Here is a 20143-nt window from a genome sequence, read left to right on the forward strand (position 1 = left end):
CATCAAAAGCAAAAGCGTAACGACCACTCTTTCAGTTGAATCGCTACGCTTTTCTCAAATTTACTTTTTAGCTATCTGTTTATTTTAAATTCAATGAAGGGAAAGGTGACAGGTTTACCGATGCTACAGGAAATGGAAATGAGGCATGGTGTATTGATCCTGTTGAATGGAGAGATAATGTTCGCCTCAATGCTAACAATTAAATAATGTATTATAATTGAAATATCATGAAATCAATAAAGAAGAATATTATAACTTCGATGGTATTGCTTTTGCCATTGTGGTTTGTTGCATGTGAAAGTGAACGGGAAGTGGGAAGCACTCTTTTTCCGGAAGAAAACAGTGGTGACATTGTCAAAGCATTTATTGACAACCGTTGTTTTTATCCCAAGAATTATATGGAATCTACAGTTGTGCAGACAGGAAACGGAGGAGATTTGATTGCGGGTTCCGAACAGGTGGATCTCCGGGTGCAACTGACCAATGCTGCTCCCCAGGATTTGGTTTTTTCGATGAAAGTGGAAAATTCGGTATCGGATGCTAGAGAGGATGATGTAACATGGTTGGGAGAAGACGCAATCTCCTTTCTGAATCAAACGGTTACCATCAAAAAGGGAGAACTTGAAAGTGAGGAGATGATATCCTTCACGCTTGATGAGGAATCTGGCTCACTTAAGGAACTTGCTGAGAGTGGAATGGTAGCTTTGTCTTTGGTAACTACTGATGCAGTTGAGATAAGTGAAAATTATAGTACATATTTATGGAAAGTGAATAAGGAAATCACGAATATAGATGTGAATGGCAGTTTGAAAGATAAAACAATGATTGATGTTACTTCTTATGATGTGATTGGAGGATATGGAGTTCCTACACAAGATTTAAGTGATGATAACATGAACACGTTCCTAATGAGTTATATTGGCTATCCAAATGCTAAAATACCATTTCATATGCATGAGCCTCAGGAAATTATAGGGCTTTCAATTACTCCTGCTGGTTATTGGGGAGCATGGAATTTGGATTATTCAAAAGTGGAATTATTAGGTGGGGATGAGCCGGATAATTTGACGCGCATAGGTATAGCGACATGTACAACAGGAATGCCTTCTGATCATACTCCTTGGGAAATAGCTTTTTATTCGCCCATAAAAGTGCGATATCTGACAGTGCATGTACTGGATAATTTCTCTAATGGTGGGTCTATAAATGCATTATGTGCTGAAATACGGTTGTATCGATAGGAGTTAGGGAATATGATTATTTTTCCTAATTTGCAGTAGAATGTAATTTATACTATGCCGGTAAAGATGAAGTAGGCTTTGCTGGCATAGTTTGGTTTATAACCGTTTGGTTTTTATTGCCAAATGTCTGATTCATAATGTTGCGTTGCAAAACTCTTGGATTAATGTTGCCTAAATGAAGTAAAACCAATACCTTTGTACCATATTTACTAATACAAAGAGTATGACTTATCATCATTTATCTGTCCTGGTCCATCGTCAAGCCGAAAAATATGGCGACAAGGTAGCCTTAAAATACCGTGACTATGAGACAGCTCAATGGATTCCTATTTCATGGAAGCAGTTCTCCAGAACAGTACGGCAAGCAGCTAATGCTTTCGTGGCATTGGGAGTGGAAGAACAAGAGAATATCGGTATATTTTCACAAAATAAACCCGAATGGTTCTATGTCGACTTTGGCGCGTTTGCCAATCGGGCTGTTACTATTCCGTTTTATGCAACGAGTTCACCTGCGCAGGCGCAATATATCATTAATGATGCGCAGATTCGTTTCCTTTTTGTAGGCGAGCAATACCAGTATGATGCTGCTTTCAGCATCTTTGGTTTCTGCACCTCTCTGCAACAACTGATTATTTTTGACCGTTCGGTAGTGAAAGATCCCCGCGACGTATCGTCTATCTATTTTGATGAGTTTATGGCGATGGGAGAGGGATTGCCTCACAATGATACGGTAGAAGAACGTACCGAACGGGCTTCATACGATGACTTGGCAAACATTCTCTATACATCCGGCACAACGGGTGAACCGAAGGGCGTCATGCTTCATCATTCCTGTTATCTGGAACAGTTTCATACACACGATGACCGTTTGACGACCATGTCGGATAAGGATGTATCTATGAACTTCCTCCCCTTGACACACGTGTTTGAGAAAGCATGGTGTTATCTCTGTATTCATAAAGGAGTGCAGATTTGTATCAATCTCCGTCCGGCGGATATTCAGACAACGATTAAGGAAATTCGTCCGACACTGATGTGTAGTGTTCCCCGTTTCTGGGAGAAAGTATATGCAGGTGTACAGGAGAAAATTAACGAAACAACAGGGTTGAAGAAAGCACTGATGCTGGATGCTATCCGGGTAGGTAGAATCCATAATCTGGATTATCTGCGTTTGGGTAAGACTCCTCCGGTGATGAATCAACTGAAATATAAATTCTACGAAAAGACAATCTACTCTCTACTGAAAAAAACAATCGGTATTGAGAACGGTAACTTTTTCCCGACTGCCGGTGCTGCCGTCCCCGATGAAATCAATGAATTTGTCCATTCGGTAGGAATCAATATGGTGGTAGGATATGGCTTGACGGAATCGACGGCCACTGTATCTTGTACATTGCCGGTTGGCTATGATATCGGTTCAGTAGGTGTTGTACTTCCGGGAATTGAAGTGAAAATCGGTGAAGACAATGAAATTCTTCTTCGGGGCAAGACGATTACCAAAGGTTATTATAAGAAAGCAGAAGCTACGGCTGCTGCCATTGAACCCGATGGCTGGTTCCATACAGGTGATGCCGGTTACTTTAAAAATGGCCAGCTTTTCCTGACGGAACGCATTAAAGACCTATTCAAAACATCGAACGGCAAATATGTTGCTCCGCAAGCTTTGGAAACGAAATTGGTTATTGACCGTTATATTGACCAGATTGCCATTATTGCCGATCAGCGTAAGTTTGTTTCCGCTCTGATTGTTCCTGTATATGGGTTTGTGAAAGAGTATGCGGAAGAAAAAGGCATTAAATACAAAGATATGGAGGAACTGTTGAAACATCCGAAGATTGTAGGATTGTTTCGTGCACGGATTGATACACTCCAACAGCAGTTTGCACACTATGAGCAAATCAAACGTTTCACTCTGCTTCCCGAACCGTTCAGTATGGAACGTGGAGAACTGACTAATACGTTGAAATTGAAACGGTCGGTAGTTGCCAAGAATTATAGTGAGCAGATTGAAAAGATGTACGAAGAAAATGAGAAATAAGCGATGGACGGTGAACGTTAAATATGAAACGGTAAACCGTAAACGATAAGTTGCAAACAATAAAACGGTGAACAAAATCTGTGCAATTGGCAGAGTTGTTCACCGTTTATTATTTATAAGTACATCTCCCTAATTAGTTTGTATTGTTTTCATTTTTACAAATTCCTTATAAAGAAAAACTTCTTGATTTTGATAGTATAAACTTATTTAGAAGACATACTTAGTTTATTCGTTCCTTTTTAGTATCCGAAAATCTGCTCCTGTGTCAATTCTTCAATAAGACCTACAGCTTTCAGCTTATCCAGTTCCAAATCCTTCTTATCTCCCAGAATGTAATAAACATACGTGCGTCCTTTTACCCATTGCTTTTGGAAATCGGCAATGTCTTTCAGCGTCATGTTCTGTATATCATTGTAGAGCTTGATACGCGGGTCTACGTTTTGGCCTAGGTCCTGTGCATTGATATAACTCCAGATGATGTCACCTTTGATGATACGTTCGGTACGCAGGCGGTTCGTTAATCCGTCTTTAGCCAGTTTGAATGCAGCCTCCGATTCCGGCATATTCTCATTCAGTCCGGAGAGTACGACATACGTACGTTCGTTGCCCGGAGATACGTAGAAAGTACAAGCCAAGCGATAGAATTCACTTTTCAGTTTCTCCGGTGTCATGTCCGAAGTACCCAGATATTATATCAGGAAGAGTGACAAGCAAGAAAGTTTCAATAGTTTGTTCATAATATGACAACATTTTAATAACAAAAACAAAGGTAGCAGATTTTTGCTTATCTTTGTCCCCCGATATCTGAATTTTGTAAATAATAAAATTGTAAATCAAATGATTACTATTGAACAACTTAAAGACGTGAAAGAGCGCACTGATGCGCTGAGGAGGTATCTTTGACATCGACGGGAAGAAAATTCAAGTCGAAGAAGAGCAATTAAGAACACAAGCTCCGGGATTTTGGGATGACCAGAAGAAGGCCGAAGCTCAAATGAAATTGGTGAAAGACCTGCAAAAGTGGATTGAAGGCTACAACGAACTCAAGACATTGGCAGATGAACTTGAACTGGCATTTGATTTCTATAAAGAAGAACTGGTGACCGAGGAAGATGTGGACGCTGCTTACGCCAAAGCTAGTGAAGCGGTAGAGGCACTCGAACTCAAAAATATGCTTCGTGACGAAGCCGACCAGATGGATTGTGTGTTGAAAATCAATTCAGGTGCCGGTGGTACGGAAAGTCAGGACTGGGCTTCTATGCTGATGCGTATGTATCTGCGTTATGCCGAGACCAACGGTTATAAAGCTACCATTGCCAACCTTCAGGAAGGTGACGAAGCCGGAATCAAAACCTGTACTATCAATATTGAAGGTGATTTTGCATACGGTTATTTGAAGGGAGAGAACGGTGTGCACCGCCTGGTTCGTGTTTCTCCGTACAATGCGCAAGGTAAACGTATGACTTCCTTTGCTTCTGTATTCGTTACTCCGCTGGTGGATGACAGTATCGAGGTAAATATTTTGCCTGCCAACATCTCTTGGGATACATTCCGAAGCGGTGGTGCCGGTGGACAGAATGTAAATAAGGTAGAATCCGGTGTCCGTTTGCGTTATCAGTATAAAGATCCTTATACCGGTGAGGAAGAAGAAATTCTGATTGAAAATACCGAAACCCGTGACCAGCCGAAGAACCGTGAGAATGCAATGCGTCAACTACGTTCCATCTTGTATGATAAGGAATTGCAGCATCGTATGGCAGAACAGGCGAAAGTGGAAGCCGGTAAGAAGAAGATCGAGTGGGGTTCCCAGATCCGTAGCTACGTATTTGATGACCGTCGCGTGAAAGATCATCGTACCAACTATCAGACTTCGGATGTGAACGGTGTGATGGATGGCAAAATAGATGGCTTTATCAAAGCTTATCTGATGGAGTTTTCTTCACAAGAATCATAAAAAATAAAATTAGCAAGAATTATTTTTGGAAAGTTAATAGATTTGTACTTACTTTGTTAGCGTTGAACTTTAAAGCTAACTATTATGGGTAAGGTGAAGAAAAAAGTAGCAATTAGTAAGAAAGAAGAAGAACAAGCCCAGAAGGTTGTCAAAATAGTGTTCGTCTCATTAATTATTTTGGCATTGATTATGCTGATCGCATTTTCCTTTTTCGGCTGATAAGTTCGCCACAAATTATACGGTTAACCCAGATTGTTTGGTTATTGATAGGATGAATATCAAATCCGATCTGTGTTAATCTGCGTAATTTGTGGCGAACTCTTTGTTTTGTAATGCATTTGTGTTCTCTGTAATATAAATGTAACTTTTCTGTCATTTTCCCGTAGTTAATTTGTCATCTCCGTGTATCCTCACAGTTGTACTTTTGCCGTGAATTTAGTAGCAGACAACTGAAATGAGTAGAATCAGAACAACCGTCGTTATGCTTTTGCTGGCGACAATGGCCTTTGGACAGGCAAAAGAAGATGCAGGGGATGGTAAGATGCTGGATAAACAGACCATGGAGTTTAAGGATTATCTGCCGGAGATTCACGGAACAATCCGGGGAAAGTACGAATACCAGACAGAAACAAGTGAAAGCCGTTTTGAAGTACGTAATGCACGCTTCAGTGTTTCGGGAAATGTGCATCCGATAGTTGCTTATAAAGCGGAAATCGACCTTTCCGATGAAGGCTCTATCAAGATGCTTGATGCGTATGCACGTGTTTTTCCGGTGAAAGACCTGAATTTTACGATCGGTCAGATGCGCGTTCCTTTCACGATAGATGCTCACCGCTCACCACATCAGCAGTATTTTGCCAACCGTTCATTCATTGCCAAGCAAGTAGGAAATGTGCGTGATGTCGGTTTGACGGCTGGTTATACGAATAAAGACGGTTTCCCATTTATTCTTGAAGGGGGATTGTTTAACGGCTCCGGTCTGACAAATCAGAAAGAATGGCATAAAACGCTGAATTACTCCATAAAAGCGCAGTTACTGCCTAATAAGAACTGGAATCTGACACTTAGCACCCAAATGATAAAACCGGAAAATGTGCGGATTAATATGTACGATGCCGGTGTCTATTATCAGAATGACCGTTTTCATATTGAGGCGGAATATTTATATAAAATGTACGGTCACGAAGCATTTAAAGATGTTCATGCGGTGAATAGTTTTATTAATTACGATTTACCATTAAAGAAAGTATTCAATAAAATCTCCTTCCTGGCTCGCTATGATATGATGACCGATCATAGTGATGGTAAGATGGATGAAACGACAAAAGCTTTGATTATAAATGATTATGCCCGACATCGTGTGACAGGCGGAATCACATTAAGTCTTTCCAAAGCTTTCATTGCCGACCTCCGATTGAACTTCGAGAAATATTTCTATAAGAACTCCGGCGTTCCAAAAGAATCGGAACGGGACAAAATCGTGATTGAGTTTATGACGAGATTCTGAAATAAATTGAGACTTGAAAATTGAGAATTAAGAATTGTAGTTTTCTGATACATGATGTGAGATGTCAAACTATCATTTTTTAATTCTCAATTTTCAATTTTTAATTTATCTTTGTGCCATGGCACAGGAAATAGAACGTAAATTTTTAGTTATCGGTGAATTCAAGTCTTCGGCTTTTGCGCAAAGTCACATTGTGCAGGGGTATATCAGTAGTGCTCGCGGGCGTACTGTCCGGGTTCGTATTCGGGATGATAAAGGTTATCTGACAATAAAGGGAGCTTCTAATGCTTCCGGTACTAGTCGTTATGAATGGGAAAAGGAGCTGGCCTTATCAGAAGCAGAAGAATTGATGAGGCTTTGCGAACCGGGGATTATTGACAAGACCCGTTATTTGGTACGTAGTGGCAAACATGTATTTGAAGTCGACGAGTTTTATGGTGAGAATGAAGGACTTATTGTGGCAGAAGTAGAGCTGGAATCGGAAGATGAGGCTTTTGTAAAGCCCGACTTTATCGGTGAGGAGGTAACGGGCGACATACGCTACTATAACTCACAGCTAATGAAAAAACCGTATAAAACGTGGTGAGCGTTAACAAATAAACCGTATATTTGTTCTTATATAAAAAAGAGAGCAGTATATGGATATGGAACAGTTGTACAGTTATGTGCCGCGTGAATTGGTTACTTTTGTTTTAGTAACCTTGTTTTCTTTATTAATCGGACTTTCGCAACGTCGAATCAGTCTGAAGCGTGAGGGGGAAACTACTCTTTTCGGAACCGACCGCACCTTTACCTTTATTGGTATACTGGGTTACTTGCTTTATATCTTAGACCCTACGGATATGCGTCTGTTTATGGGAGGTGGAGCGGTATTGGGATTGCTGTTGGGATTAAACTATTATGTAAAGCAATCACAATTTCATGTTTTTGGTGTAACTACCATCATTATTGCCCTGATTACTTATTGTATGGCTCCTATCGTAGCTACCCAACCTTCCTGGTTTTATGTCATGGTAGTTGTGACTGTGCTCCTGCTGACTGAACTCAAACATACTTTTACAGAGTTTGCTCAACGGATGAAGAATGATGAAATGATTACGTTAGCCAAGTTCTTGGCTATCAGCGGTATCATATTACCGATGCTTCCGCATAAGAATCTGATTCCGGATATTAATCTTACTCCTTATTCTATCTGGTTGGCAACGGTAGTAGTATCCGGCATTTCCTATCTCTCTTACCTATTAAAGAGATATGTATTCCATGAATCCGGAACGTTAGTTTCTGGTATTATTGGTGGATTATACAGCAGTACGGCTACGATCTCGGTACTTGCCCGTAAAAGCCGGAAAGCCTCTGAACAGGAAGCGACTGATTATGTTGCTGCCATGCTGTTGGCTGTCAGCATGATGTTTCTACGATTTATGATACTGATACTTATTTTCAGTAGAGAAATCTTCCTGTCTATTTATCCGTATCTGTTGACTATGGCGGTGGTGGCGGCTATTGTTGCCTGGTTTATCCATTCCCGACAAAAACGACCGGAAGACCAGCCTGCTGAAACAGAAGAAGATGATAGTAGCAACCCGTTGGAATTTAAAGTTGCTTTGATTTTTGCCGTACTCTTTGTGATATTCACTTTCTTAACTCACTATACGTTAGTGTATGCGGGCACAGGCGGATTAAATCTCCTTTCTTTTGTATCCGGTTTTAGTGATATCACTCCTTTCATATTAAACTTGTTGCAAAATACAGGCAGTGTGGCTGCACTGATAATTACTGCTTGTAGTATGCAGGCTATTATTAGTAATATAATGGTAAATATGTTCTATGCTCTATTCTTTGCAGGAAAGGGGAGTAAACTTCGTCCTTGGATTTTGGGAGGATTCGGTGTGGTAATTACTTGTAATCTCGTTTTGTTGCTGTTCTTTTATATTTAAGAAAAGCGAGCAATTGATCGTTTTTCATTAATCCAATTCAAGTAATTTACTATTTTGTCGAATATAATCGATAAAATAGAGGTGTTTTTATCGACTATACTCGATAAAGTGAAATGGATAAAAAATGAAGAGTAAATTTCATTAAAAAGGAACTTACTCTTCATTTAAATTCAAGGTTGAGATATTTGTTGAATACCTTTAAGTAGTGGTATGACTTGTTACCATTTCCAGTTGTCTTTACTCTTTTCTACGTCTTTTTCTATATCGGAAGGAAGATTAGGGAAAAAATCAATATCCGTATTAGCTTCTAACTCGTCTATAGTAACCTCATATTTAGAAAAGGGTTCTTTACTATTATAAGATTTATGCTCAAACCAATACCCTATGGCAGAATATTTTCCATCTTTAAGGGATAACAGTGCCATAAAATAGTATTTGGGAACAGCTATATTATGAGAACCATCTGATATATATTTTAGTATCTGGTCATCCCTAATTGTTCCCCCTTTCACTACATATAATGTATCTTTTGAATTAGTAATGCTATAGCCTTTACTTTGAACTTGTCTTTCTAAATTTAGCCAAATACCTCCGTTGAATCCATCTTGAATTTGTGGACTCATATTTGACATGTAGAATGTTTTTTTGTTGGCTGCTACTGAATATTGTCTGTCTTCGGAAGCTATTAAATGTCCTCTACTGTAGTTAGAACCAGAAAAAGCTTTTTCTCCAAGTCTGTATGCTGGAGGTAATGAAAGATCTTCTGTAAAGTTCTCATTTCTTCCTGCATCTTTATCAGAAGTGGCAGTGCTAAAAGTGCATGCGACCCAACGAGAATGCATTTTGTTACAATCATACTCATAGCTATAAGTAATAATCTCTTTGTTATTCTCTTTAGTGGTGTGCGTGATAAACTTATACATATCTCCAGAACGCAAAGCTGGAATTTCAATCCTCCCTGCATATCCTGAAGGCTTTTCCGGGTCTGGATCAGGATCTGGATTTGAGCCATTGCCTGCTAATTGTTTGAGTGTAAACTCTGCTTTTTCTTTCCCTGCTATGATTGTAATAATGACACTTCGTTCAGCTCCGGTATTTGCTTTCATATATCCACTGATAGAGCCATTTCCATTGCCAGATGCTCTACTCAATGTACACCAAGTCTCACTGCTTGAAGCCTGCCATGTGCCATCAGCTTTTACACGGATGATAAATCCGCCTCCATTTGCATTGATTTGCGTTTGGTCAATAGAGGCAATTCCTTGATTGGTATTGCTCGGATTGTCCGGAAGTTCAGGCGAATCCTGCTCACTACATGAGATTGCAGTGCTACAGGCTATGAACAGGATGAATAGTTTAAATAATGCTTTTGTCATTTCACTTCTTTAATTAGATAAATAATAGTAGGCAAGTGATCGCTATACCCATTTAGCCATACACCACCTGCTTGCGTCCGTTTAGGATAACCTTTGTATTTCCCTTCTTTTTGGAACATAAAATCACGGCGGAAGATTTCATGTTTATAGAATTTCAGTGTACTGCGGTCAGTGCCCAACAAATTCCCTGTGAATACGATTTGATCGAACAAATTCCATTTGCCTTTGTACATCAGAGTTCCGTATCCTTTTTTCAAAGTATCCCACCAAGGATTGTACAAATCTGTAGGTCCTACATCAGCAGGCTTACGTTTAGCTCCAAGTGCTACGGCCATACTTTTATCCATCGGGTCGTCATTCATATCCCCCATGATAACAATTTTGGCTGCGGAGTCTTCCCTTAACAGTGAGTCTTTGATCGCTCTAACCTGCTCCCCTGCGCGTTCACGCGCCGGAGAAGCAGCTGCTCTCGAAGGCCAGTGATTGACGATAAAGTGCATTTTCTCACCTGCGATATTACCGCTGGCAATCAGGAAACCACGTGTCTTATGCACCGTATCATTGATATATACATAAGGTACGAGTTTACTATTTGTCAGTTCAAACAATTTGGGATTATAGAAGAAAGCACAGTCCACACCACGTTGGTCTGCTCCTTCGTAGTGAACATATTGGTACCCTCTGTCCGCTAAAGCAGGTTGTTTCAGTATGTCCTCCAATACTCTGTAATTTTCGATTTCAGAAACGCCGATAATGGCGGGACCCATTGGTAACTTGTCGGTACTTAACATACTTAATATTTCCGACATGTTTTTCAGCTTAGCCTTATACTTCATCGTATTCCACTGATTAGTACCGTTAGGAAGATACTCGTAGTCATTCTTACCTTCATCATGAATGGTGTCAAACAAATTCTCCATATTGTAGAACGCTACACTGTAGAGGGCAAATTTCTTTTCTTGTCCGTAGGCCATGAGGACAAAAAGAGCGAGTACACCTAAAGTCATTAAGCTTTTTTTCATCTTTAAAATTGATTTTAAAAGTGGGTAATTTGTCATTTGTATGACAAATATCTAAAAAGAAAACGGAAAAACCACCCTTACTAGTTACTTTTTTTGCAAAAAACATTGTTATATATAAAATTCTTTGTTATTTTGCGTAACAACATATTTCTTTTATGTTGCAAAATGAAAGACCAATTAACATTAATATAAATTAAATTATGAAACAACGACTAGGGTTAGCGATCGTGCTATTTTGCTTAATGCCAGCACTTTTTGCGCAGCAAAAGGCAAAGCAAAACGCCCGTGAGGACAATGCTTCTTTCATGTTTACAGAATCACAATTGAATGAGGATGATGATGCAGCACAGAGCACATCTGCATTGGTCACTTCTAACAATGATGTTTATCTGTCAAATGTAGGTTATCTGTTTAGCCCAATGAGATTTCGTGTAAGGGGATATGATTCCCAGTACAGTGACATGTATATCAATGGGGTACAGTTTAATGATGCAGAAACAGGACGTTTCAGCTACGGATTAATAGGAGGATTGAACGATGCTACCCGTAATAAGGAAGGGATCGGTCCTTTTGAATTTAACAACTTTACTTTTGGCGCGATAGGAGGTGCCACCAATATCAATTTACGTGCCAGCCAATATGCGGCCGGCTCAAAACTAACACTGTCAGGTAGTAACCGCAACTACATTTTGCGTGGAATGTATACTTATTCTACAGGTCTGATGAACAATGGTTGGGCATTTACCGGATCATTGGGTTATCGCTGGGGTAATGAGGGAAATATTGAAGGAATCAAATATAATTCTTTTTCTTACTTCCTCGGTGCGGAGAAAGTATTCAACGAACGCCATAGTCTCTCTTTGGCAACTTGGGGAACACCGACAGAGAGAGGACAGCAAATGGCGGCAACCGAAGAAGCTTATTATTTAGCGAACAGTCATTATTATAATCCGAACTGGGGATATCAGAATGGAGAAAAACGAAATGCACGTATTGTACGTCAGTTCGAACCATCGGCTATTGCTTCATGGAATTTCACCATTGATGATAATAAGAAGTTAGTGACAAGTGCCGGATTCAAATATTCCAACTATGGGAAAAGTGCTCTAGGCTGGAATGGTAATGCGGCCGATCCACGCCCGGATTATTATAAAAAGTTGCCTAGCTCAATCTTTGATGTATGGGAATCTGTTCCTACTGCCGATGAATTGCAGCAGTTTAATGAAGTCACAGATAATTGGAAAAATAATAAAGCTTATCGTCAGTTAGATTGGGATGCTCTTTATTTTGCCAATAAACAGGCGAATGCATTAGGTAAAGAGACACTTTATTATGTAGAAGAACGTCATGACGATCAGTTGGCTTTCAACCTTAGTTCGGTATTCAATCATCAATGGAATGAACACAACAGCTACATTGCGGGAGTTGCCGTGAATACAACCAAAGGTATGCATTATAAAAAAATGAAGGATTTGCTGGGCGGACAGCTTTATACTGACGTCGACAAATTTGCAGTGCGCGATCATGGAGCTAGTTCCAATATGGTGCAAAATGATCTTGATAATCCTAACCGCCGTATTGGTGAAGGTGATAAATTTGGTTATGATTATAACATCTATGTGAATAAGCAGAGTGCATGGGTGCGTTATCAGGGTAACAATGGCGGGTCATTAAACTATTTTGCTTCCGGTAAGATAGGATCTACACAGATGTTCCGCGATGGATTGATGAGAAACGGACGTGCTCCGTTGAAATCACTTGGTAGCAGCGGTACGGCTAAATTCCTTGAAGGAGGTATAAAAGCCGGTTTGAATTGGGCTATCAATGGTAACCATTCTTTCACGTTGAATGCCGGATATGAAGAACGTGCACCGTTGGCCTATAACTCTTTTATTGCTCCACGTATTAAGAATGACTTTGTGAGAGACTTGAAAACAGAGCGCATCATTGGTGGTGATTTGACTTATAACTTCAACACTCCATGGGTGATGGGACGTTTGACTGGTTATTACACTCGCTTCCAGAATCAGGTAGAAATGGATGCTTTTTATAATGATAGCGAAGCACGTTTCACTTATCTTTCTATGAATGGCATTGAAAAGGAACATTGGGGAATAGAAGCAGCGGCTACCTTTAAGTTGACAAGTGAACTTTCATTGACGGCTATCGGTACTTGGAGTGAAGCTAAATACACCAATAATCCGGATGCTGTATTGACATATGAAAGTGAGAATGAGTCAAACCTCGATCGTGTTTATGCTAAAGGTATGCGTGCTAATGGTACTCCGCTTTCTGCTTATAGCCTTGCTTTGGATTATAACGTAAAAGGTTGGTTCTTCAATTTGACCGGAAACTATTATGATCGTGTATATATCGATTTCTCAAGCTATCGTCGTCTTGGCAGCGTATTGGATAAAAATGGTGCCGGCGTAGATGCTAATGGAAATCCGGTTCTCCATGTACCGGGTCAGGAGAAACTGGATGGTGGATTTATGTTGGATGCTTCCATCGGAAAATACATTCGTTTACGCAACGGAAAGAGCATTAGCCTTAATTTGAGTTTGACTAATATCTTGAACAATACAGATTTGCGTACAGGTGGTTTCGAACAAAACCGTGATGATAATTACAAAGACGGTGACGCACGTGTTTACAAGTTTTCTAAGAACTCTAAGTATTTCTACGCATTCCCGTTCAACGCTTTCTTGAACATTGGTTATAGATTTTAAGAATGTGTAGTTATCAATCCAAAACAATAAGAAAGGAAGAAACAATTATGAAGAAATTACTATCTATATTATGTACCGGATTGCTGCTATGTGGCGCAGGTCTCACTTCCTGTGAGAACTATGATGATCCGGTGACGGGAAATGCTTATGGCAATAATTCAATCCCGGAAGGACGCACCATTTCAATAGCTGCGCTGAAAGAGAAATACAATGATTTCATCGATACGAGTACTGATACGTATACTACTATTGAGGATGAAACACGTATTGAAGGTGTAATAATTGGAGATGATGAAAGTGGAAACATCTACAAACAGCTTGTCGTTGGTGATGAAACAGGTGCTATTATTGTAGGAGTTAATAATTCCGGATTATATGCCTTCTGTCCGGTAGGTCAAAAAGTCGTAATTGACTGTAAGGGATTGCAAATCGGTAGTTACCGTAAGCTTGCACAAATCGGTTCAATTTATGAAGGCAAAGTGGGACGTATGCCCGAATATGTATGGAAACAGCATGTACGTTTGATTAATGAACCGAAGTTGTTTTATGATGAATTAAGACCTTTAGAAATCTCTACGGCTGCAGAATTGACCGCTGTGGATATGAAGCAGGCGCCATTGCTTGTTACATTAAAAAATGTAAGTTTTCCGGATGCAAATGGTACTACAACTTATGCAGCAGAGGAAGATGTAGCCAATCCAAATCTTTCTTTTGTAGAACGCAATGTCAACTATGCTGATGGTACTAAGTCTGCGGCTGTGGCACATACCAGTATCTATGCTAACTTCTCAAAAGATATTCTTCCGCAAGGTACTTTAAATGTGACAGGTATACTGACCCGATATAACAATGCTTGGCAATTGATTATTCGTACTGGCAGTGATGTAAAACGCAATAAATAATTCAAATAACAATATACAATTATGAAAAAGATTCTAAATGCTTTATTCTTGACACTGCTTGCAGTGTTCACATTTAGTTCATGTAGTGATGTACCGGCTCCTTATGATATATTGGGAGAGGGTGATGTTCCGGGGCTGACGGGTGATGGTTCTAAAGATAATCCATATACTGTATCAGATTTAAAGGCTAAGGCTGATGGTACTACTGTAGCTTGGGTACAAGCATATATTGTAGCAGGTATTAAGTCTTCTACCGATATGTCCATAAGTTCTGAAAATGATGTTGTTTTTGGAACACAACCCACAGGTGTGAAAGCTACTGCATTTCTGATTGCAGATGACCGTGGAGAAAGCGATTATAAGAATTGTTCAGCGGTTAATTTAAGTGGTAAAACTGCTGGCTGCTCTGAAGTTAAGGCAGCTTTAAATTTGGTTGATAATGCAACAACTCCTCTTCCTCGTTTAGTGACTTTGAAAGGAACCTTAGTGAAAAATACATGGGGATTACCGGGATTGAAAGAAGTTACAACTGCGATATTGGAAGATGGCACTATTATTGGTGAAGGGGGAGATGAGCCTACGCCTCCGGTTGGCGGAGTTACATTCTTTGAAGAATCATTTGCTTCAGATAAAGGTACATTTACTATTGAAGATAAGACACGTCCTACTAAAGTAAGCGAAATCTGGAAATGGGAGTCTTATACACCGGAGACTGGCGGAACTACCAGCAAATATATGAAAGCTAGTGCCTATATCTCTGCAACAGAAAAAGAAGCATCAGAAAGCTGGTTGATATCTCCTGTTGTAAATCTGACAAAAGCGACCAAAGCTTCATTGACATTTGAACATGCTCATAAATTCTGTGGTGATCCTGCAAAAGAGTTGACAATATGGGTGAAGGAAAGTACTGCTTCTGATTGGACTCAAGCTACTATACCAACTTATGGAACTAATCAGGATTGGAAATTTGTTTCTTCTGGTAATATTGATCTTGCTAGCTATATAGGTAAAAATATTCAATTTGCTTTTAAATATATAAGTACTACTTCTGCTGTAGGTACATGGGAAGTGAAGAATGTGAAGATTGTTGGAGAAGGTGAAGGTGGTGGTGAAACTCCTGAACCTCCTGTTGAGGGAACTGAAATATTTACTGAAAAGTTTGGTACTAAGATTATAGGTAAAGATGAAGCAAAACCAGCTATAAGTGCTTATCAGGGTTGGGATAATTCAAATTTGACTTTTGCAGCAACGAGTGGAGATATACGTGCTATTGCTCATAAGACCCCTGAAGTTTCTTCAGATGCACCTATGGTGAATCATGCTTGGCTACCCAAAAATAGTGAGGTAAATTTCTCAATTTCTAATATAAAAGCTTCAGGTTATAGTAAGTTCATTGTTGCTTATGAAGTAGCGGCTAATGTGTATAATGCAGGTGAAACTGCAGATTTGAGTGCTATCAAAGTTGTTTTGAATGACAAGGAAGTAGTGGCAGCAAGTAAGGTTGTGAGCGCAGAAAATAAAGAAGCTAATATTTTCTATTCTATGCAAGTGGAAGTAGAGGTTGCAGGTACTGATGCTTCTACGTTGAAGTTTGTTGCTGATGTAGCTGATAACACTGTAGGTTTCCGGCTTTATAACATTAGATTATATGGTGTGGAAGGAGGTACTGCCCCGGAACCATCAGGTAGTGAATTATTCATCTCTGAATATGTGGAATCATTTAAAGGAAATAATAAATATGTAGAAATATATAATCCTACAAGCGAATCGATCGATTTGTCTGGTTATTCATTGAAAATGAATACAAATGGTAAAAAAGAAGGTGAAGAAATAGTATGGACATCTCTTCATAATAAAGCTTTTACTGGAACTATTGAACCGGGACATGTTGTCGTATTTGCTAATAATCAGGCTGTAAACTACGCAGGAGAAGTTGTAAAATGTTCCGCTATGGCTTTTAATGGTGATGATGCTATTGGTTTATTTAAAGGAGAGACTTTGATTGATTTGATGGGAACTCCGGGAGTACAAGAGAAATTTGGGGAGAATGTTGTATTGAGAAGAGTTGCTACAGTTACTAGTCCCAATACTACATATACTTTGGCTGAATGGCACGAAGTAAAACTTACATCAGCGGAGGATGATGCAAGTGTTGGTATCTCTGGACTAGGCTCCCATACGGTGGAGTAAATTTTGGATACATACAAATAGGAAAAGCTGCTCTTTGTAGGGCAACTTTTTCTATTTGTATATTATATAATCCTTTTTAATATTGGCGGTAACATGAAAAGTCTATTTATTTATGGTGGTTTCCTTTTTTTATGTGTTTCCTTTTTTTCATGTAGTGATAATGACAAAAATAATAGCAATAATTTTGCCACCGGTATCGTAGAACTCCCTGCCCTTCGCAATGGTGCAAACGATGTGTTTGTAACTCACTATACGACATTCAATGGACAGAAAGTAACCTCTTTCAGTATGGAATACGATAAGAGTAAGAAACATTCCCGTTGGATTGCATTTCGGTTTGACAATCAAACAAAACAGCAAAATGTGTCACGTAGTGATGAACCTTTTGATGCAGATCCGGCTATTGGTTCACAGTATCAACGTGTACAAGCAGATTTTGGAAAACAAGGTTATGACAGAGGACATCTTTGTGCTTCCGCCGACAGACTTTATTCACGTGAGGTAAATGAACAGACTTTTTATTACACTAATATGAGTCCTCAACGAAATAAATTTAATACAGGCATTTGGTTGACTTTGGAGGGACAAGTGCAATCATGGGGGCGTAGCTGTACAGCTTCAGATACTTTGTATGTAGTAAAAGGAGGAACGATTGATAAGGAAGATCAGATCAGAGGATATATTAGTAACGACCGTAGCAAGCCCATTCCTAGATATTATTATATGGCTTTGTTGTTTAAAAAAGGAGATTCATTCAAAGCGATCGCTTTTTGGATGGAGCATACCGACACTCCGAAATCAACAAAGTTAGTTGATTATGCATTATCAATAGACGAACTGGAAAAAAAGACAGGAATTGACTTCTTTCCGAATCTGAATGATAATTTAGAAAATGCGCTTGAGGCTACGTATTCAACAAAAGCGTGGCCGGGATTGGAATAAGATCACCACGTTAATAATAACAGTCTCTTTGTCAAGGCAGGGTATACTTCAGGATGCTACCACCCATTTCTCGATATTACGGGTTTTCTCACTGAAGTTAATTCCTATCTTGAATAGTTTGCGTCCATCCGCTTCGAAAGGCAGCGCATAGCGTTTGTTGTTAATCTGCTGCAAAGCCTCTTCTGCTGTTCCGTTTAGCTTGAATTCCATAATATAAATGAATTTGTCTGTTTGCAGAATGAGATCTACACGTCCGTTATTGGTGTGGTATTCCACTTTGGTATAGAAACCAACCAATTTGAAAACAATGAAAAGTACGTTCTCATAATGTAGTTCCTGCTCCCGGATTACTTCGTAAGTCGTATCGGCAAAGAAACTCTGCAGGCGGTGGAAGAAAGAATCATAATCTCCCGTTTCTACTTCACGGACGAATTTTTGAACTTCAAATGGGGATTCCACCTTATTCACATTCGCGTAAAAAGGAAGCAGAAAGCGAATGAATCCTTCTTCTACTTCACGGTTGGGGAAACCTAAACGGTATATGCCAAAACGTTCGTCATATCCTTTAATGGTGAGGTATCCGCTTTGGTAAATCACTGGAATCGGGTTGGTTGATTCGGAGTCGATGCTATTCAGTACTTGTGCATCAGTTTCTTCGTGTGCCATCCGTTCCAGGTCATAATGATGCTTTTTTAGTAACTTAACCAGATAGGTAGGTGTCCCCGTCTCAAACCAATAACTGCCGAATTCTTTATATTTGAAAGCGTTGAGCAGACTAAACGGATTATATATACCGATAGAATTATGTGTAAAATGATAGCCATCATAATATTCTTTTAGTTTTGTACAGAGCTTGTCATACGACAAACCTTGCGTCTCTGCAAACTCATGAAGTTCGATATCTAAGTTTTCATGAAGCTCCTGATCGCTGACACCGCAGATTTCAACATAATCTTTTCGCATTGAGATGTCATCCAAATTATTCAAGTCGCTAAACACACTGACTTTGCCAAACTTTGTAACGCCGGTCAAGAACGCAAACTTTATATAGCCATCCATTGTTTTGAGTGCCCCATAGAAAGGTTTTAAAGTGTCCCGGAATTGTTTTTGCAATTTTTCGTTGCTGATGGCTTGCAACATGGGCTTATCATATTCATCTACCAAAATAACTACGCGTTGTCCTGCCTGCTTGCAGGCGCGTTCTATGATACCGGCAAAACGCAGGGAAAATGAGCGTTCGGATGGCTCGGCACCATAGAGCTTTTCCCATGCAGTCAACGACTTTTCGAGTATATTATCCAGACTTTCCGGCGTATCATATTTTTCGATATTAAGGTCCAGATGTAGTATCGGATATTTAATCCAATCCTTTTCCAACCTTTCTACAGCCAGTCCTGTAAACAGTTCTTTTTTTCCTTGAAAATAGGCTTCAAGAGTAGAGATGAGCAGACTCTTTCCGAAGCGGCGCGGGCGGCTTAAGAAATAGTAACTACCGGTTTTTACCATTTGATACATCAATGCCGTTTTATCAATATATAAATAGCCGTCATTACGAATCTTTTCGAAATTCTGTATGCCAATGGGATAAATTTTAGTGCTCATATACTCCGGTTTTATAAATCAATTACACAAAGGTAATAAATTTCCGGGTACTTCATTGCTTTTAAAAAGAGGAAAGTATAAGTATAGTTGCTTTTAACTGAATGAAGTGTAGAAAACAGTCATACTGTATACATTAACTTCCCGTTTCCAGGCGGGGAACTGTCGTTTCCGGCATTAGAAATTACAATTTCCACGGTAGGAAACGAGAGTTTCTAAGGCGGGACACTACAGTTTCTACGTAAGGATACTGTCGTTTCCCCGTAGAGACACCACCATTTCTCCATAGAGTCACCCCAATTATCCCATAGCTTTGCATCAAGGAATCAAGGCTTTTTCTTTGATTATATAACGTGTTGCAGATACTTTATCTGCAACCTATCTGCCGCAGGTATCTGCAACGTTCCAACTGTTTGTCAACTAGTGTATTACACGCGTTTGGTTGCAGGTGCAGATGTTTTTATGTTTTTTCAACTTTATAGAGGAAGGATTACGCATCAAAATTAGGGTCACAACCGTAAGTCATAAACCCAATTCACCTCTGTGTCCTCCGTGTCCTCTGTGGTGAAAAGAATCAAAACTGCATAGAAACGAGTTAAACGGTGCGCTAATGAATAGGTCCAGGGTGAGGGGTGGTGAGGGTAGATTTATAACTTTCGTATTTTTTTTTGAGGATAAAAAAGGAGATAGTATAGAAAATAATAAA

14 protein-coding genes and 1 pseudogene are annotated in these 20143 nt (G+C 39.5%); 11 read left to right on the plus strand and 4 right to left on the minus strand.

What is annotated here, in order from left to right; all coding sequences use genetic code 11:
• The first annotated feature begins 227 nt into the window (after positions 1-227).
• Together KQP79_RS24040 and KQP79_RS24045 are read left to right on the plus strand one after the other, a co-directional pair.
• On the plus strand, positions 228-1241 hold the full coding sequence (locus KQP79_RS24040; protein WP_004309570.1) for a DUF1735 domain-containing protein: 1014 nt from the start codon (positions 228-230) through the stop codon (positions 1239-1241).
• A 223-nt stretch (positions 1242-1464) separates the two neighbouring features.
• Positions 1465-3279: an AMP-dependent synthetase/ligase gene (locus tag KQP79_RS24045; RefSeq protein ID WP_004309571.1), complete on the plus strand. Its 1815-nt coding sequence runs from the start codon at positions 1465-1467 to the stop codon at positions 3277-3279.
• A gap of 239 nt (positions 3280-3518) precedes the next feature.
• On the opposite strand, the pseudogene KQP79_RS24050 reads toward KQP79_RS24045, so the two are convergent.
• A pseudogene (locus KQP79_RS24050) lies at positions 3519-3845 on the minus strand (insulinase family protein); the annotation flags it as partial.
• Positions 3846-4116: 271 nt separating this feature from the next.
• Between KQP79_RS24050 and prfB the strand changes: the two are divergent.
• The 5 genes from prfB (at position 4117) to KQP79_RS24075 (ending at position 8677) form a co-directional block, all read left to right on the plus strand.
• Positions 4117-5233 (plus strand): peptide chain release factor 2 gene (prfB, locus tag KQP79_RS24055; RefSeq protein WP_117683141.1). Its coding sequence is split into 2 segments (ribosomal slippage): positions 4117-4179 and positions 4181-5233, totalling 1116 coding nucleotides; the frame shifts between segments, so codons are not numbered across the junction.
• Between the two features lie 84 nt (positions 5234-5317).
• On the plus strand, positions 5318-5452 hold the full coding sequence (locus KQP79_RS24060) for a hypothetical protein (RefSeq protein ID WP_004299554.1): 135 nt from the start codon (positions 5318-5320) through the stop codon (positions 5450-5452).
• Positions 5453-5687: 235 nt separating this feature from the next.
• Entirely contained in the window at positions 5688-6740 is a 1053-nt protein-coding gene (locus KQP79_RS24065) for a porin (protein WP_008770408.1), read from the plus strand.
• A gap of 118 nt (positions 6741-6858) precedes the next feature.
• Positions 6859-7326, plus strand: a complete 468-nt coding sequence (locus KQP79_RS24070) for a CYTH domain-containing protein (protein WP_004324467.1) — start codon at positions 6859-6861, stop codon at positions 7324-7326.
• Between the two features lie 58 nt (positions 7327-7384).
• A complete protein-coding gene (locus KQP79_RS24075; protein ID WP_032811178.1) occupies positions 7385-8677 on the plus strand; it encodes an MgtC/SapB family protein in 1293 nt (430 codons plus the stop codon).
• A gap of 218 nt (positions 8678-8895) precedes the next feature.
• Here the strand turns inward: KQP79_RS24075 and KQP79_RS24080 are convergent, their stop codons facing one another.
• Positions 8896-10053 carry a DNA/RNA non-specific endonuclease gene (locus KQP79_RS24080; RefSeq protein ID WP_061447593.1) on the minus strand — a complete coding sequence of 386 codons (1158 nt, stop codon included), beginning with the start codon at positions 10051-10053 and terminating at the stop codon, positions 8896-8898.
• Complete coding sequence (locus KQP79_RS24085) at positions 10050-11075, minus strand: endonuclease (RefSeq protein WP_004305199.1); 1026 nt, start codon at positions 11073-11075, stop codon at positions 10050-10052. Before KQP79_RS24085 ends, KQP79_RS24080 begins: the two co-directional genes overlap by 4 nt.
• 200 nt (positions 11076-11275) lie before the next feature.
• Here KQP79_RS24085 and KQP79_RS24090 point away from each other — a divergent pair, with 200 nt between their 5' ends.
• The 4 genes from KQP79_RS24090 to KQP79_RS24105 all read left to right on the plus strand — a co-directional run bounded on the left by KQP79_RS24090 (position 11276) and on the right by KQP79_RS24105 (position 17838).
• Entirely contained in the window at positions 11276-13804 is a 2529-nt protein-coding gene (locus KQP79_RS24090; RefSeq protein ID WP_061447592.1) for a TonB-dependent receptor, read from the plus strand.
• A gap of 47 nt (positions 13805-13851) precedes the next feature.
• Entirely contained in the window at positions 13852-14706 is an 855-nt protein-coding gene (locus tag KQP79_RS24095) for a DUF5689 domain-containing protein (RefSeq protein ID WP_061447608.1), read from the plus strand.
• A 21-nt stretch (positions 14707-14727) separates the two neighbouring features.
• The gene (locus tag KQP79_RS24100) at positions 14728-16896 is read left to right on the plus strand and encodes a lamin tail domain-containing protein (RefSeq protein WP_061447591.1); all 2169 of its coding nucleotides are present in this window, start codon (positions 14728-14730) and stop codon (positions 16894-16896) included.
• 93 nt (positions 16897-16989) lie between these two features.
• A complete protein-coding gene (locus KQP79_RS24105; RefSeq protein WP_061447590.1) occupies positions 16990-17838 on the plus strand; it encodes a DNA/RNA non-specific endonuclease in 849 nt (282 codons plus the stop codon).
• Between the two features lie 48 nt (positions 17839-17886).
• On the opposite strand, the gene KQP79_RS24110 is transcribed toward KQP79_RS24105, so the two are convergent.
• Complete coding sequence (locus tag KQP79_RS24110; protein WP_061447589.1) at positions 17887-19440, minus strand: ATP-binding protein; 1554 nt, start codon at positions 19438-19440, stop codon at positions 17887-17889.
• Between the last annotated feature and the right edge of the window lie 703 nt (positions 19441-20143).

This window comes from Bacteroides sp. DH3716P, assembly GCF_025914115.1.
Taxonomy (GTDB): Bacteria; Bacteroidota; Bacteroidia; order Bacteroidales; family Bacteroidaceae; genus Bacteroides; species Bacteroides ovatus.

What these genes read in the sequence shown, in the direction of transcription:
- KQP79_RS24110 (WP_061447589.1), bottom strand. Translation starts at nt 19,440, where the DNA reads ATGAGCACTAAAATTTATCCCATTGGCATACAGAATTTCGAAAAGATT.
- KQP79_RS24090 (WP_061447592.1), top strand. Translation starts at nt 11,276, where the DNA reads ATGAAACAACGACTAGGGTTAGCGATCGTGCTATTTTGCTTAATGCCA.
- KQP79_RS24065 (WP_008770408.1), top strand. Translation starts at nt 5,688, where the DNA reads ATGAGTAGAATCAGAACAACCGTCGTTATGCTTTTGCTGGCGACAATG.
- KQP79_RS24045 (WP_004309571.1), top strand. Translation starts at nt 1,465, where the DNA reads ATGACTTATCATCATTTATCTGTCCTGGTCCATCGTCAAGCCGAAAAA.
- KQP79_RS24085 (WP_004305199.1), bottom strand. Translation starts at nt 11,075, where the DNA reads ATGAAAAAAAGCTTAATGACTTTAGGTGTACTCGCTCTTTTTGTCCTC.
- KQP79_RS24105 (WP_061447590.1), top strand. Translation starts at nt 16,990, where the DNA reads ATGAAAAGTCTATTTATTTATGGTGGTTTCCTTTTTTTATGTGTTTCC.
- KQP79_RS24040 (WP_004309570.1), top strand. Translation starts at nt 228, where the DNA reads ATGAAATCAATAAAGAAGAATATTATAACTTCGATGGTATTGCTTTTG.
- KQP79_RS24060 (WP_004299554.1), top strand. Translation starts at nt 5,318, where the DNA reads ATGGGTAAGGTGAAGAAAAAAGTAGCAATTAGTAAGAAAGAAGAAGAA.
- KQP79_RS24075 (WP_032811178.1), top strand. Translation starts at nt 7,385, where the DNA reads ATGGAACAGTTGTACAGTTATGTGCCGCGTGAATTGGTTACTTTTGTT.
- KQP79_RS24070 (WP_004324467.1), top strand. Translation starts at nt 6,859, where the DNA reads ATGGCACAGGAAATAGAACGTAAATTTTTAGTTATCGGTGAATTCAAG.
- KQP79_RS24095 (WP_061447608.1), top strand. Translation starts at nt 13,852, where the DNA reads ATGAAGAAATTACTATCTATATTATGTACCGGATTGCTGCTATGTGGC.
- KQP79_RS24100 (WP_061447591.1), top strand. Translation starts at nt 14,728, where the DNA reads ATGAAAAAGATTCTAAATGCTTTATTCTTGACACTGCTTGCAGTGTTC.
- KQP79_RS24080 (WP_061447593.1), bottom strand. Translation starts at nt 10,053, where the DNA reads ATGACAAAAGCATTATTTAAACTATTCATCCTGTTCATAGCCTGTAGC.